Consider the following 14,847-nt stretch of genomic DNA (forward strand, 5'->3'; position numbering starts at 1 on the left):
ATGGAAGGGACACCATGGCATCACGCACGCTGAGCAGGGTCACCAAGGCCCTGCTGGCCCCCGCTCTGGCCCTCGGCGTCACCGTCGGCCTCGGCTCCGCCCCCGCCTCCGCCGCCGTCTGGAACTCCTGCGACCAGTGGGGCAACACCAGCCTGAACGGCTACACGCTCTACAACAACATCTGGGGCTCCGGCGCCGGCAGCCAGTGCATCTGGGCCAACTCCGGCACCAACTGGGGCGTCTGGGCCAACCACCCCAACACCGGCGGCATCAAGTCCTACCCGAACCAGACGAAGGCGATCAACAAGTCGATCACCTCGCTGGGCTCGCTGTCCAGCAGCTACAACGTCAGCGTCCCGTCGTCCGGCGCGTACAACACGTCGTACGACATCTGGGACACGGACCACGACTACGAGATCATGCTCTGGGTCAACAAGACCGGAGCCGTCGGCCCGATCGGCAGCTCGCAGGGCAGCGTGACGCTCGGCGGCCACACCTGGAACGTCTTCAAGGGCACCAACGGCGCCAACGAGGTGTTCTCGTTCATCCGCACCTCCAACTCCAACTCCGGCACCGTGAACATCCTGCCGATCCTGAAGTGGATCAAGGACACCAAGAAGTGGATGGGCAACGAGACCATCGGTGATGTGCAGTTCGGCTACGAGGTCACCTCGTCGTCCGGCGGTCTGAACTTCACCACCAACAACCTCACGGTCAGCAGCAGCTGACCCGAAGGGCCGGGGCCGGCCGTGCCGTCAGGCGCGGTCGACCTCGGCCCGCAGCGCGTTGTACTCGGCGAAGGCCGACTCGACCCGGGCCCGGGTCAGGCCGTAGCGGGACAGGTCGTAGGTGTGCTTGCGGGTGCCCTTGGGGCGGGCGACGGCCGCGGGCAGCCGGGCCGCGTCGGCCTCGGTCCAGGGGGCGCCGACGGCCGCGTAGAGCTTCGGGGCGCCGGTCGCCGGGTCGGAGCCGAGCCAGGAGTACGGGACGTCCACCAGCTGCTCCGCCGGGACGGCGGCCCGGGCCGCGAGACCGCGCGTCATGGCCCGGCTCAGCAGACCCAGCCAGGTGGTGCCGATGCCGGCCAGATCGAGGGGGCGGGTGCTGACGGCCATGCCGTGCTCGATCAGGCTGCAGAAGGACGCGACGACGGTGACCGGGTCGCGGTGGCACCACACGAGCGTGGCGTCGGGGAAGACCCTCAGCAACGCGTCCAGGTTCTCCAGGTGCATGGGCGACTTCAGCATCCAGCGCCGCCGCGGACGGCCGTACTGGAGCACCTGGTAGACCTGCTTGAGGTACCGGTAGTCGGCGGTGAAGTCCCGCGCGCAGTGCCACGCCAGGTACTCGGGGATCCGGGCCTGGGAGAACGGCATCAGGGCGTGGGGCAGCGCGAACGTGCACTCTTCGGGGCCTTCGGCGGCCATCGCGTGGATGTCGCGGAAGCGGGGCGCGAACAGGTCCGTGCCCTGGACCAGCCGGCGCCCGGCCGCGACCGCCCTGCGCCGCTGCCGGGGCGGCAGCTCCAGGTCGGGTCCCAGCAGTTCCCACAGCAGGGGACACCGGTGCTCGTCCGAGATCGACAGCACCGCGTGCGTGACCGTGGTCGCCGTGCGCGGCAGTCCCACCACGAACACGGGTCGCTCGATCGGCTCCCGCTCGATCTCCGGGTGCTCGGCGATCAGCCGCCGCACCCGGGCCCGGTTGGCCAGGTGCCGCCGGACGTGCGCCTGCGCGGACTGCCAGCCGACCGGCGTGAGGTTCTCGGCCTTCGCCCACCAGCCCAGCAGGGCCCGGAAGTCGTCGGTGAACTCCCGGTCTCCCGGGGCCTGACCGGCCTCGGCCGCGATGCGGTCGAAGATCCGGCCGGGGTCGCGGCGGGAGCCGAAGGCGGGCCGCAGCAGCAGGTTGGCCAGAGTGAGGGCGAGCGGAGACGAGGACACGCAGGGAACCTATCCCGTCCAACCCGCCCGCGCCGCACGGAAGTTGGCCGAAGAAGTGGAAGGGGTGGCCGGAAGACCTCCATCGATCCGGCCACCCCGTCCGGCACGGCTACTCCGCTACGGGCAGCCGCGCCCCGTCCCGCAGGAACAGCGGGATCCGGTCCAGCGGGGCGTCGACCGTCACGGCCTGACCGCCCTCGTACGTCTCACCCGTCCACGCGTCCGTCCACGTCGCCCCCGCGGGCAGGTACGCCGTACGGGCCGTGGCGCCGGCGGTCAGCACCGGGGCGACCAGCAGGTCCGGGCCGAACAGGTAGGAGTCGTCGACCGACCAGGTCGCCTGGTCGCCGGGGAACTCCAGGAACAGCGGCCGCATCACGGGCAGGCCCTCCTCGTGCGCCTCCCGCATGACGCGCAGGACGTAGGGCTTCAGCCGCTCGCGCAGCCGCAGGTACTTCTCCAGGACGGCCCCGGCCTCCTCGCCGTACGACCACACCTCGTTCGGGCCGCCGGTCATCTCCGGACCCAGCGGCATGCCCGGGTCGCGGAAGCCGTGCAGGCGCATCAGCGGGGACAGCGCGCCGAACTGGAACCAGCGGACCATCACCTCCCGGTACGCCGGGTCGTCCGGGTCGCCGCCGTGGAAGCCGCCGATGTCGGTGTTCCACCACGGGATGCCCGACAGGGCCGTGTTGAGGCCGGCCGCGATCTGGCGGCGCAGGGTCGGGAAGTCCGTGCCGATGTCCCCGGACCACAGCGCGGCGCCGTAGCGCTGGCTGCCCGCCCACGCCGAGCGGTTCAGCGTGACGACCTCGTCCTCGCCGGACGCCGTCAGGCCCTCGTAGAACGTGCGGGCGTTCTCGGCCGGGTAGATGTTGCCGACCTCCAGGCCCGGGCCCGCCCAGTAGCGCAGGTTCTCGGAGAAGCCCGGCTTCAGCTCCGGCTCGCAGGCGTCCAGCCAGAACGCGGTGATGCCGTACGGGTCGAGGTAGTTCTCCTTCACCTTCGACCACACGAACTCCCGGGCGTCGGGGTTGGTGGCGTCGTAGAAGGCCACCTGGACCGTGGAGGCGACCTCCTTGTCGGGCCAGTCGGCGTGCGCCATCGGCCCGTACTGGGTGCCGATGAAGTAGCCGCGCTGCTCCATGACCGGGTGGTTCTCGCTCAGCGGCGACACCGACGGCCAGACGCTCACCACCAGCTTGATGCCGAGCTCCGCCAGCTCGCGCACCATCGCCGCCGGGTCCGGCCACTCCTTCGGGTCGAACTTCCACTCGCCGAGGTGCGTCCAGTGGAAGAAGTCGCAGACGATCGCCGAGATGGGCAGCCCCCGCCGCTTGTACTCCCGGGCCACCGCCATCAGTTCGTCCTGGGTGCGGTAGCGCAGCTTGCACTGCCAGAAGCCCGCCGCCCACTCCGGCAGCATCGGCGTCCGGCCGGTCACCGCGCTGTAGCGGCGCTGGGCGCCGGCCGGGTCGCCCGCGGTGATCCAGTAGTCGATCTGCCGCGCCGAGTCGGCCACCCACCGCGTGCCGTTGTGCGCCAGCTCCACGCGGCCGATCGCCGGGTTGTTCCACAGCAGGGTGTAGCCCCGGCTGGAGGTCAGCACCGGGATGCCGACCTCGGCGTTGCGCTGGACCAGGTCCAGCACCAGGCCCTTCTGGTCGAGCCGCCCGTGCTGGTGCTGGCCGAGGCCGTACAGCTTCTCGTCGTCGTAGGCGGCGAAGCGCTGCTCCAGGCGGTGGTGGCCGTTGCCGACGGCCGTGTAGAGGCGGGAGCCGGGCCACCAGAAGTGGGCGCGGTCCTCGGCGAGGATCTCGCCGCCGTCCTCGGTGCGCAGGAAGCGGATCAGGCCCTCGGCGTTCACCTCGACGGTGAGCGCGCCGACGGTCAGCCGGCCGCTCCCGTCCTCGATCTTCACCGTGGACGGCGTCGGGGGAGCCGCGTCGAGCAGGGCACCCGGCAGCCCTTCGAGGACCGGGCCGCCGAGCCGGGCACGCACCCGGACCGCGTCCGGCCCCCACGGCTCGATCCGTACGGTCTCCTGGCGGCCGCTCCACTCCAGCGCGCCGTCCCGCTCGCGGAACGTGCCGACGGTGGGGGAGGACTGCGCCAGGCTCACCTGGGGCTGGGTTTCAGCAGGCTGGTTCACGCGGGCTCCTGTGCTCCTGGAGGAGTGCGGACAGAGGTGTGCGGACATGGGGGCGCCCTGGGAGGAGGGCGGTGGTGAGAAACGCAGCGAGGAGGAGGGGTGCCTACGACCGGCTGGGCGCCGGCCCCGTGCTCGTCCGGACCGTCAGCTCGGGGGCGATCAGCACGACGTCGTCGCTGCCGCGGCCCTCCAGCTTGGCGACCAGGTGCTCCACCGCGTGCCGGCCCATCTCCTGCGCGGGGATGGCGACCGACGTGAGCCGCACCGAGGCCTGCATCGCCACCTGGTCGGGGCAGATCGCGACCACCGACACGTCCTCCGGCACGGCCCGGCCCTGCTGCCGCAGCAGCGCGAGCAGCGGCTCGACCGCCGACTCGTTCTGCACGATGATCCCCGAGGTCCCCGGGCGTTCGTCGAGGATCCGGGCGAGCGTCACCGCCATCGCGTCGTACCCGCCCTCGCACGGCCGGTGCAGCAGCCGCACGCCCAGTTCCCGCGAGCGGGACCGGAGCCCGTCGAGGGTGCGCTCGGCGAAGCCCGTGTGCCGCTCGTAGACGGCCGGTGCCTCCCCGATGACGGCGATGTCCTGGTGGCCCTGCTTCGCCAGGTGCTCCACGCACAGCGCGCCCGTCGCCCGGAAGTCCAGATCGACGCAGGTCAGCCCGGTGGTGTCGGCGGGCAGCCCGATCAGCACGGACGGCTGGTCCGTCGCGCGCAGCAACGGCAGCCGCTCGTCGTCGAGTTCGACGTCCATCAGGATCATCCCGTCGGCGAGCCCGCTGCCCGCGACGCGGCGCACCGCGTCCGGCCCCTCCTCGCCGGTGAGCAGCAGCACGTCGTACCCGTGCGTGCGCGCGCAGGTCGCCACCGCGATGGCGATCTCCATCATCACGGGCACGTACATGTCCGTGCGCAGCGGGACCATCAGCGCGATGATGTTCGACTTGCTGCTCGCCAGGGCGCGGGCCCCGGCGTTCGGGTGGTACCCGAGCTCGCGGATGCTCCGCTCGACCCGCTGCCGGGTGGTCGCGGAGATGGACCGCTTGCCGCTGAGGACATAGCTCACCGTGCTCGCCGAGACTCCGGCGTGCTGGGCGACCTCGGCGAGGGTGACCATCCAGCTCTCCAAGCTTTAGTGAAGCGCTTCGACAGCGCGCAGTGCTGATAACGGCGAGTGAGGGTGGTTCGACAGTAGCTCCAGCGGTCGTGGGTGTCCATAGGTTGTCGAAGCGCTTCGATACCGAATTCCCAGGGCGGCGGCCGGACTCCTGGGAGGCACCTCGATGCAACACCGTCGTCAGGCGCGCGACAAGTACTGCGCGCGCTCCGCCCCCTTCGGCTGAACGGACGCGCGAGGACTGGTGGGACCGTCCGGTTTCGGGTACCAACGATCCAGTAGCACTGGTCGGTAACGTACGGTCCTCAACATCCTAGATGCGGCGAGGTGCCCCTCATGTCCGCTTCCACCCCCTCTTCTCGTCCCGCCGTCACCGAGCGGGAGGCCCGCGAGGTGGCGGAGGCCGCCCGGGAACAGCACTGGCGCAAGCCCAGCTTCGCCAAGGAGCTGTTCCTCGGCCGCTTCCGGCTCGACCTCATCCACCCCCACCCCCTCCCGGCCGACGACGCCGCCGAGCGCGGCGAGGAGTTCCTCGCCAAGCTCCGCGACTTCGTCGAGACGAAGGTCGACGCGGCCCGCATCGAGCGCGAGGCCCGGATCCCCGACGAGGTGATCGACGGCCTGAAGGAGCTCGGCGCCTTCGGCATGAAGATCGACACCAAGTACGGCGGCCTCGGCCTCACGCAGGTGTACTACAACAAGGCGCTCTCCCTGGCCGGCTCCGCCAGCCCGGCGATCGGCGTGCTGCTCTCCGCGCACCAGTCGATCGGCGTGCCCCAGCCCCTGAAGCTGTTCGGCACCCAGGAGCAGAAGGAGCGCTTCCTGCCGCGCTGCGCCCGCACGGACATCAGCGCCTTCCTGCTCACCGAGCCCGACGTCGGCTCCGACCCGGCCCGCCTCGCCGCCACGGCCGTGCCGGACGGGGACGACTACGTCCTCGACGGCGTGAAGCTGTGGACCACCAACGGCGTGGTCGCCGACCTGCTGGTCGTCATGGCCCGGGTGCCGAGGAGCGAGGGCCACAAGGGCGGCATCACGGCCTTCGTCGTGGAGACCAACTCGCCCGGCGTCACCGTCGAGAACCGCAACGCCTTCATGGGCCTGCGGGGCATCGAGAACGGCGTCACCCGCTTCCACCAGGTCCGCGTCCCGGCCGCCAACCGCGTCGGCGAGGAGGGCCAGGGCCTGAAGATCGCCCTGACCACGCTCAACACCGGGCGGCTCTCCCTGCCCGCGTCCTGCGTCGCGGCCGGCAAGTGGTGCCTGAAGATCGCCCGGGAGTGGTCGGCGGCCCGCGAGCAGTGGGGCAAGCCCATCGCGCACCACGAGGCGGTCGGCTCCAAGATCTCCTTCATCGCGGCCACCACCTTCGCCCTGGAGGCCGTGACGGACCTCGCCTCGCAGATGGCCGACGAGGACCGCAACGACATCCGCATCGAAGGCGCCCTCGCCAAGCTGTACGCCTCCGAGATGGCCTGGCTGATGGCCGACGAGCTCGTCCAGATCCGCGGCGGCCGCGGCTTCGAGACGGCCGAGTCCCTGCGGGCCCGCGGCGAGCGCGGCGTCCCCGCCGAGCAGGTGCTGCGAGACCTGCGCATCAACCGCATCTTCGAGGGCTCGACGGAGATCATGCATCTCCTCATCGCCCGCGAGGCCGTCGACGCCCACCTCTCGGTCGCCGGCGACCTCATCGACCCCGAGAAGTCCCTCGGCGACAAGGCGAAGGCGGGCGCGAACGCGGGCGTCTTCTACGCCAAGTGGCTCCCCAAACTGGTCGCGGGCTCGGGCCAGCTGCCCACCTCCTACAGCGAGTTCAAGCGCGAGGTGGACCTCTCCGGGCACCTGCGCTACGTCGAGCGCACCTCCCGCAAGCTCGCCCGCTCCACGTTCTACGCCATGTCCCGCTGGCAGGGCCGGATGGAGTCCAAGCAGGGCTTCCTCGGCCGGATCGTCGACATCGGCGCCGAGCTGTTCGCCATGAGCGCGGCCTGCGTCCGGGCGGAACTGCTGCGCAGCCAGGGCGACCACGGCCGCGAGGCCTACCAGCTCGCCGACGTCTTCTGCCGCCAGTCCCGGATCCGCATCGAGGAGCTCTTCACCCGCCTGTGGACCAACACCGACGACCTCGACCGCAAGGTCGTCAAGGGCGTCCTGTCGGGCACGTACGAGTGGCTGGAGCGCGGCATCGTCGACCCGTCGGGCGAGGGCCCGTGGATCGCGGACGCGACACCGGGACCGTCCCAGAAGGAGAACGTCCACCGGCCGATCCGGTAACCCGGCCCTCGTGGGGGCGCGAGCCGGTGCGGCGCGCGCCCCCAGGAGAGGGACGCGCTGTCCTCACACACGGTGCTTACGGCAACAATGGAGGAATGAGCGACAGTCCAGCCCCCCTCGCCGACCCGCACCTGGTGTACGACCCCGTAGCGGGCGACGGCCCGAAGGACGTGGTGATCCTCGGCTCCACCGGGTCCATCGGCACCCAGGCCATCGACCTCGTGCTGCGCAACCCCGACCGGTTCCGGGTCACCGGCCTCTCGGCCAACGGCGGCCGGGTCGCCCTCCTCGCCGAGCAGGCCTACCGGCTGCGGGTCCGCACGGTCGCGGTCGCCCGCGAGGACGTCGTACCGGCCCTGCGCGAGGCGCTCACCGCGCAGTACGGCACGGGCGAGCCGCTCCCCGAGATCCTCGCCGGCCCGGACGCGGCCACCCAGGTCGCGGCGTCCGACTGCCACACCGTCCTGAACGGCATCACCGGCTCCATCGGACTCGCCCCGACCCTGGCCGCCCTGGAGGCGGGCCGCACCCTCGCGCTCGCCAACAAGGAGTCGCTCATCGTGGGCGGCCCGCTGGTCAAGGCCCTCGCCAAGCCCGGGCAGATCATCCCGGTCGACTCCGAGCACGCCGCCCTCTTCCAGGCCCTGGCCGCCGGCACCCGCGCCGACGTCCGCAAGCTGGTCGTCACCGCCTCCGGCGGCCCCTTCCGCGGCCGCACCAAGGCCGAGCTGGCGAGCGTCACCGTCGAGGACGCCCTCGCGCACCCCACCTGGGCCATGGGCCCGGTCATCACGATCAACTCCGCGACCCTCGTCAACAAGGGCCTGGAGGTCATCGAGGCGCACCTCCTCTACGACATTCCCTTCGACCGCATTGAGGTGGTCGTGCATCCCCAGTCGTATGTCCACTCGATGGTTGAGTTCACGGATGGATCGACACTGGCCCAGGCGACCCCGCCCGACATGCGCGGGCCCATCGCCATCGGCCTCGGCTGGCCCGAGCGCGTCCCCGACGCGGCGCCCACCTTCGACTGGAGCAAGGCCTCGACCTGGGAGTTCTTCCCGCTCGACAACGAGGCCTTCCCGTCGGTGAACCTGGCGCGGCACGTCGGCGAGCTCGCGGGCACCGCCCCGGCGGTGTTCAATGCGGCCAACGAGGAGTGCGTGGAGGCGTTCCGCCAGGGCGCACTGCCCTTCAACGGGATCATGGAGACCGTCACGCGGGTCGTCGAGGAGCACGGCACCCCGCGTACGGGAACCTCACTCACCGTGTCGGACGTCCTCGAAGCGGAGACCTGGGCGCGGACCCGGGCCCGGCAACTGGCGGCACAGACGGCGGAGGCCCGTGCATGACGACCCTGATGTTCATCCTCGGCATAGGTCTCTTCGTGGTCGGCCTGCTGTTCTCGATCGCGTGGCACGAGCTGGGGCACCTGTCCACCGCCAAGCTGTTCGGCATCCGCGTGCCGCAGTACATGGTCGGCTTCGGCCCGACGCTCTTCTCGCGCAGGAAGGGCGAGACCGAGTACGGCATCAAGGCCATCCCGTTCGGCGGCTACATCCGCATGATCGGCATGTTCCCGCCCGGCCCCGACGGCCGCCTGGAGGCCCGCTCCACCTCCCCGTGGCGCGGCATGATCGAGGACGCCCGCACCGCCGCGTACGAGGAGCTCCGGCCGGGCGACGAGAACCGCATGTTCTACACGCGCGCCCCCTGGAAGCGCGTGATCGTGATGTTCGCGGGCCCCTTCATGAACCTGGTCCTGGCGGTGGTGCTGTTCCTCACCGTCCTCATGGGCTTCGGCATCACCCAGCAGACCACCGCGGTCAGTTCGGTCTCCCAGTGCGTCATCGCGCAGAGCGAGAACCGCGACAAGTGCGAGAAGGGCGACCCGGCCTCCCCGGCCGCCGCGGCCGGACTCAAGGCGGGCGACCGGATCGTCTCCTTCGACGGCGTGAAGACGGACGACTGGAACCAGCTGTCCGACCTCATCCGCTCCGCCCCCGGCAAGGAGGTGCCGATCGTCGTCGATCGCAAGGGCCAGGACGTCACCCTGCACGCGAAGATCGCCACCAACCAGGTCGCCAAGAAGGACTCGAGCGGCCAGATCGTCGAGGGCCAGTACGTCCAGGCCGGCTTCCTCGGCTTCAGCGCCGCCACGGGCGTGGTCAAGCAGGACTTCGGCGAGTCCGTGACCTGGATGGGCGACCGCATCGGCGAGGCCGTCGACTCCCTCGCCGCCCTCCCCGGCAAGGTCCCGGCCCTGTGGAACGCGGCCTTCGACGGCGCCCCGCGTGAGGCCGACTCCCCGATGGGCGTGGTCGGTGCGGCCCGCGTCGGCGGCGAGATCTTCACGCTCGACATCCCGCCCACCCAGCAGCTGGCCATGGCCCTCATGCTGGTCGCCGGCTTCAACCTCTCCCTGTTCCTGTTCAACATGCTCCCGCTGCTGCCACTCGACGGCGGCCACATCGCGGGCGCCCTGTGGGAGTCCCTGCGCCGCAACACGGCCAAGGTGCTGCGCCGGCCCGACCCCGGCCCCTTCGACGTGGCGAAGCTCATGCCGGTCGCCTACGTGGTCGCGGGCATCTTCATCTGCTTCACGATCCTCGTGCTGATCGCGGACGTGGTTAACCCGGTGAGAATCTCGTAGTCATACGGAGTTCGCGGCGGCCCGGCAGGCTTTCCGCCGGGCCGCCTCCCATCGGGTGTCACCGCGGGTGGGATGTGCCCCCGCCCGTGCCTGTGCCGTAATCTCGAAGCTCGGAGCCCGCTGCTCACGGGACCGGACCTTGATCCACGACTTGGGGTTGCACAGCAGATGACTGCGATTTCTCTCGGCATGCCGTCCGTTCCGACCAAGCTCGCCGAGCGCCGGAAGAGCCGCCAGATCCAGGTCGGGTCCGTGGCCGTCGGCGGAGACGCCCCTGTCTCGGTGCAGTCGATGACCACCACGCGCACGTCCGACATCGGCGCGACCCTCCAGCAGATCGCGGAACTCACCGCCTCCGGCTGCCAGATCGTCCGCGTCGCCTGCCCGACCCAGGACGACGCCGACGCCCTGGCCACCATCGCCCGCAAGTCGCAGATCCCGGTCATCGCCGACATCCACTTCCAGCCCAAGTACGTCTTCGCCGCGATCGAGGCGGGCTGCGCGGCGGTCCGCGTCAACCCCGGCAACATCAAGCAGTTCGACGACAAGGTCAAGGAGATCGCCAAGGCGGCCCGGGACCACGGCACCCCGATCCGCATCGGCGTCAACGCCGGCTCCCTCGACCGGCGCCTCCTCCAGAAGTACGGCAAGGCGACCCCCGAGGCGCTGGTCGAGTCGGCCCTGTGGGAGGCGTCCCTCTTCGAGGAGCACGACTTCCGCGACATCAAGATCTCCGTCAAGCACAACGACCCGGTCATCATGATCGAGGCCTACAAGCAGCTCGCCGAGCAGTGCGACTACCCGCTGCACCTCGGCGTCACCGAGGCGGGCCCCGCCTTCCAGGGCACGATCAAGTCGGCGGTCGCCTTCGGCGCGCTGCTCAGCCAGGGCATCGGCGACACGATCCGCGTCTCGCTCTCCGCGCCCCCCGCCGAGGAAGTGAAGGTCGGCATCCAGATCCTGGAGTCGCTGAACCTGCGCCAGCGCGGCCTGGAGATCGTCTCCTGCCCCTCCTGCGGCCGCGCCCAGGTCGACGTCTACAAGCTCGCCGAAGAGGTCACCGCGGGCCTCACCGGCATGGACGTCCCGCTCCGCGTCGCCGTCATGGGCTGCGTCGTCAACGGCCCCGGCGAGGCCCGCGAGGCCGACCTCGGCGTCGCCTCCGGCAACGGCAAGGGCCAGATCTTCGTCAAGGGCGAGGTCATCAAGACCGTCCCCGAGTCCAAGATCGTGGAGACCCTCATCGAGGAGGCCATGAAGCTGGCCGAGCAGATGGAGAAGGACGGCGTGGCCTCGGGCGAGCCGTCGGTGGCGGTCGCGGGCTGAGCCTTTCCACGTCGTCGGCGGGATCGCGCTTTTGGGGGCGCGGGGAACTGCGCGACAGGCCACAACGGACCCGCAGCCGCCCGGCAACGAGAACCCCGGGCTCCGAGGCGCCCCGCCCGGGCAGCGCAGCTATAGTGCGGGGAATCAGCCGACCCCAGTGTGTGAGGCCCCGCCACGTGTTGACGCAGACCACCTCACGGGTCCTCGAACCGAGCGACCTGGACGCCGCGCTCGCCGTACTCGACCGCGAGCCGGTCGCGAACGCCTTCGTGACGTCCCGGGTGCAGATCGCCGGTCTCGACCCGTGGCGGCTCGGCGGCGAGATGTGGGGCTGGTACGAGGACGGCATGCTGACGTCCCTGTGCTACGCGGGCGCCAACCTCGTCCCGATCTGCGCCGGCCCGCGCGCCGTCCGGGCCTTCGCCGACCGTGCCCGCCGGGCCGGCCGCCGCTGCTCCTCCATCGTCGGCCCCGCCGGAGCCACCTCCGACCTGTGGCGACTGCTGGAACCGCACTGGGGCCCGGCCCGCGAGGTCCGCCGCCACCAGCCGCTCATGGTCGCCGACAGGCTGCCGGCCGGCATCGCCCCGGACCCCTACGTCCGCCGCGTCCGCAAGGACGAGATGGAGACGATCATGCCGGCGTGCGTGGCGATGTTCACCGAGGAGGTCGGCGTCTCCCCGCTGGCCGGCGACGGCGGCCTGCTCTACCAGGCCCGCGTCGCCGAACTCGTCGGCTCCGGCCGCGCCTTCGCCCGCTTCGACGCCGAGGGCAAGGTCGTCTTCAAGGCCGAGATCGGCGCCGCGACGGACCGCGCCTGCCAGATCCAGGGCGTGTGGGTGGCCCCCGAATACCGGGGGACCGGCTTGGCGGCCCCCGGCATGGTGGCCGTACTGCGCTACGCCCTGGCCGACGTGGCCCCGGTGGCCAGCCTCTATGTGAACGACTTCAACACGGCGGCCAGGAGGACGTACCAGCGAGTGGGCTTCCAGGAGGTCGGCGCCTTCATGAGCGTGCTGTTCTGACAACGCAAACGCCCCTGTAGGCTCCCCGCCATGGACCTGGTGATCGGCCCCCTCGACCTCTCCGCCCACGTCGACGAGGCCCTGGCCGTCCAGGCCGTGGCCTTCGGTCTCGGTCCCGACGAAGTCGCCGTCCGCCGCCAGATCGTCCTCCGCCACATGACCTACCCCGGCGCCCGCGCCCTCGGTGCGACAGCCGGCGGCGAACTCGTGGGTTTCGTCTACGGCATGCCCAACGACCGCACCCACTGGTGGTCCACCGTCGTGGAGCCCTACCTCCGCGCCCAGGGCCACGACCACTGGCTCGACGACTCCTTCGTGATCACCGAGCTGCACGTCCACCCCGCCCACCAGAACCGCGGCATCGGCCGCTCCCTGATCACCACGATCACCGACGACGCCGCCGAGCCCCGCTCGATCCTCTCCGCGATCGACACCGAGAGCCCCGCCCGCGCCCTCTACCGCTCCCTGGGCTACCGGGACCTGGCCCGCCAGGTCCTCTTCCCGAGCGCCCCGAAGCCGTACGCGGTGATGGGCGCACCGCTCCCGCTCCTGCGCCGCTAACCGATTTCCACCGCCCGGTACCCCCCGGATAACCTCCTGCCATCACCTACACGCAGCAGGAGCAGAAAAGCCATGGCGAACGCACCGGTCCAGCGCATGTCCCAGTTGTTGGCGAAGACGTTGCGCGACGACCCGGCGGACGCCGAGGTCCTCAGCCACAAGCTCCTCGTCCGCGCCGGGTACGTTCGCCGTACGGCCGCCGGCATCTGGAGCTGGCTGCCCCTCGGCAAGAAGGTCCTCGCCAACGTGGAGCGCATCGTCCGCGAGGAGATGGACGCCATCGGCGCCCAGGAGGTACTGCTCCCCGCCATCCTGCCGCGCGAGCCCTACGACGCCACCGGCCGCTGGGACGAGTACGGACCGGAGCTGTTCCGCCTCCAGGACCGCAAGGGCGGCGACTACCTCCTCGGCCCCACCCACGAGGAGATCTTCACGCTGCTGGTGAAGGACCAGGCGTCCTCCTACAAGGACCTGCCCGTGATCCTCTACCAGATCCAGCACAAGTACCGCGACGAGGCCCGGCCCCGCGCGGGCATCCTGCGCGGCCGCGAGTTCCTGATGAAGGACTCCTACTCCTTCGACACCGAGGACGAGGGCCTCGCGCAGTCCTACGCCCTGCACCGCGAGGCCTACCAGCGGATCTTCGCGCGCCTCGGCCTCGACTACCGCATCTGCGCCGCGACCGCCGGCGCGATGGGCGGCTCCAAGTCCGAGGAGTTCCTCGCCCCCGCCGAGGCCGGCGAGGACACCTTCGCCGACTGCCCGAACTGCGACTTCGCCGCCAACACCGAGGCGATCACGTACGAGTTGAAGCCCGTCGACGCCTCGGACGTGCCGGCCGCCGAGGACATCCCCACCCCCGACACCCCGACCATCGAGACCCTCGCCGCCTCCCTCGGCGTCCCGGCCTCGGCCACGCTGAAGAACCTCCTCGTCAAGGTCGACGGCGAGATCGTCGCCGTCGGCGTCCCCGGGGACCGCGAGGTCGACATGGACAAGGTCGAGGCGCACTTCGCCCCGGCCACCGTCGAACTGGTCACCGAGACGGACTTCGCGGCCCGCCCCGACCTGGTCCGCGGCTACGTCGGACCGCAGGGCCTGGACAAGGTCACCTACCTCGCCGACCCGCGCGTCGCCCCCGGCACGTCCTGGATCACCGGCGCCAACAAGGCCGGCACGCACACCAAGAACGTCGTCGCCGGCCGCGACTTCGAGGTCGACCAGTACGTCGACGTCGTGGTCGTGCAGGAGGGCGACCCCTGCCCGAAGTGCGGCACGGGCCTCGTCCTCGACCGGGCCATCGAGATCGGCCACATCTTCCAGCTGGGCCGCAAGTACGCCGACGCCCTCAAGCTCGACGTCCTCGGCCAGAACGGCAAGCCGGTCCGCGTCACCATGGGCTCCTACGGCATCGGCGTCTCCCGCGCGGTCGCCGCCCTCGCCGAGCAGAGCGCCGACGACAAGGGCCTGTGCTGGCCCAAGGAGGTCGCCCCGGCCGACGTCCACGTGGTCGCCGCCGGCAAGGCCCTCCAGACCGAACTGGCCCTCGACATCTCCGGGAAGCTGGCCGCGGCCGGTGTCCGCGTCCTGGTCGACGACCGCGCCGGCGTCTCCCCGGGCGTGAAGTTCACGGACTCCGAGCTCATCGGCGTACCGCAGATCCTGGTCGCCGGACGGCGCGCCGCCGAGGGCGTGGTGGAACTGAAGGACCGCCGCACCGGCGAACGCGAGGAACTGACGGTCGAGGAGGCCGTGGCCCGTCTCACGGCCTGAGTTCCCGTGCTCTGTGAGTGCTC

The 14,847-nt window shown here is 71.0% G+C and carries 11 protein-coding genes; 8 read left to right on the forward strand and 3 right to left on the reverse strand.

What is annotated here, in order from left to right:
* Positions 1 to 14: 14 nt before the first annotated feature.
* Positions 15 to 728, forward strand: coding sequence for a glycoside hydrolase family 12 protein (locus tag IE255_RS29915; protein WP_190053504.1), 714 nt, complete (start codon positions 15 to 17; stop codon positions 726 to 728).
* A 27-nt stretch (positions 729 to 755) separates the two neighbouring features.
* Here the strand turns inward: IE255_RS29915 and IE255_RS29920 are convergent, their stop codons facing one another.
* The 3 genes from IE255_RS29920 to IE255_RS29930 all read right to left on the reverse strand — a co-directional run bounded on the left by IE255_RS29920 (position 756) and on the right by IE255_RS29930 (position 5,212).
* On the reverse strand, positions 756 to 1,943 hold the full coding sequence (locus IE255_RS29920; protein WP_190053505.1) for a sulfotransferase family protein: 1,188 nt from the start codon (positions 1,941 to 1,943) through the stop codon (positions 756 to 758).
* A 109-nt stretch (positions 1,944 to 2,052) separates the two neighbouring features.
* Complete coding sequence (locus IE255_RS29925) at positions 2,053 to 4,095, reverse strand: glycoside hydrolase family 31 protein (RefSeq protein ID WP_190053506.1); 2,043 nt, start codon at positions 4,093 to 4,095, stop codon at positions 2,053 to 2,055.
* A gap of 103 nt (positions 4,096 to 4,198) precedes the next feature.
* Entirely contained in the window at positions 4,199 to 5,212 is a 1,014-nt protein-coding gene (locus tag IE255_RS29930; protein WP_190053507.1) for a LacI family DNA-binding transcriptional regulator, read from the reverse strand.
* Positions 5,213 to 5,548: 336 nt separating this feature from the next.
* Between IE255_RS29930 and IE255_RS29935 the strand changes: the two genes are divergently transcribed.
* The 7 genes from IE255_RS29935 (at position 5,549) to IE255_RS29965 (ending at position 14,824) form a co-directional block, all read left to right on the forward strand.
* The gene (locus tag IE255_RS29935) at positions 5,549 to 7,486 is read left to right on the forward strand and encodes an acyl-CoA dehydrogenase family protein (RefSeq protein WP_190053508.1); all 1,938 of its coding nucleotides are present in this window, start codon (positions 5,549 to 5,551) and stop codon (positions 7,484 to 7,486) included.
* Between the two features lie 95 nt (positions 7,487 to 7,581).
* Complete coding sequence (dxr, locus tag IE255_RS29940) at positions 7,582 to 8,838, forward strand: 1-deoxy-D-xylulose-5-phosphate reductoisomerase (protein WP_190053509.1); 1,257 nt, start codon at positions 7,582 to 7,584, stop codon at positions 8,836 to 8,838.
* A complete protein-coding gene (locus IE255_RS29945) occupies positions 8,835 to 10,139 on the forward strand; it encodes a M50 family metallopeptidase (RefSeq protein WP_505016480.1) in 1,305 nt (434 codons plus the stop codon). The genes dxr and IE255_RS29945 overlap by 4 nt, the downstream gene beginning before the upstream one ends.
* A gap of 168 nt (positions 10,140 to 10,307) precedes the next feature.
* A complete protein-coding gene (gene ispG, locus IE255_RS29950) occupies positions 10,308 to 11,465 on the forward strand; it encodes a flavodoxin-dependent (E)-4-hydroxy-3-methylbut-2-enyl-diphosphate synthase (protein WP_190053510.1) in 1,158 nt (385 codons plus the stop codon).
* A 176-nt stretch (positions 11,466 to 11,641) separates the two neighbouring features.
* Complete coding sequence (locus IE255_RS29955) at positions 11,642 to 12,490, forward strand: GNAT family N-acetyltransferase (RefSeq protein WP_190053511.1); 849 nt, start codon at positions 11,642 to 11,644, stop codon at positions 12,488 to 12,490.
* Between the two features lie 30 nt (positions 12,491 to 12,520).
* Positions 12,521 to 13,051: a GNAT family N-acetyltransferase gene (locus tag IE255_RS29960; protein WP_190053512.1), complete on the forward strand. Its 531-nt coding sequence runs from the start codon at positions 12,521 to 12,523 to the stop codon at positions 13,049 to 13,051.
* A gap of 72 nt (positions 13,052 to 13,123) precedes the next feature.
* The gene (locus tag IE255_RS29965; RefSeq protein WP_190053513.1) at positions 13,124 to 14,824 is read left to right on the forward strand and encodes a proline--tRNA ligase; all 1,701 of its coding nucleotides are present in this window, start codon (positions 13,124 to 13,126) and stop codon (positions 14,822 to 14,824) included.
* The last annotated feature ends 23 nt before the right edge of the window (positions 14,825 to 14,847 follow it).

This window comes from Streptomyces lomondensis, from assembly GCF_014651035.1.
Lineage (GTDB): Bacteria > Actinomycetota > Actinomycetes > Streptomycetales > Streptomycetaceae > Streptomyces > Streptomyces lomondensis.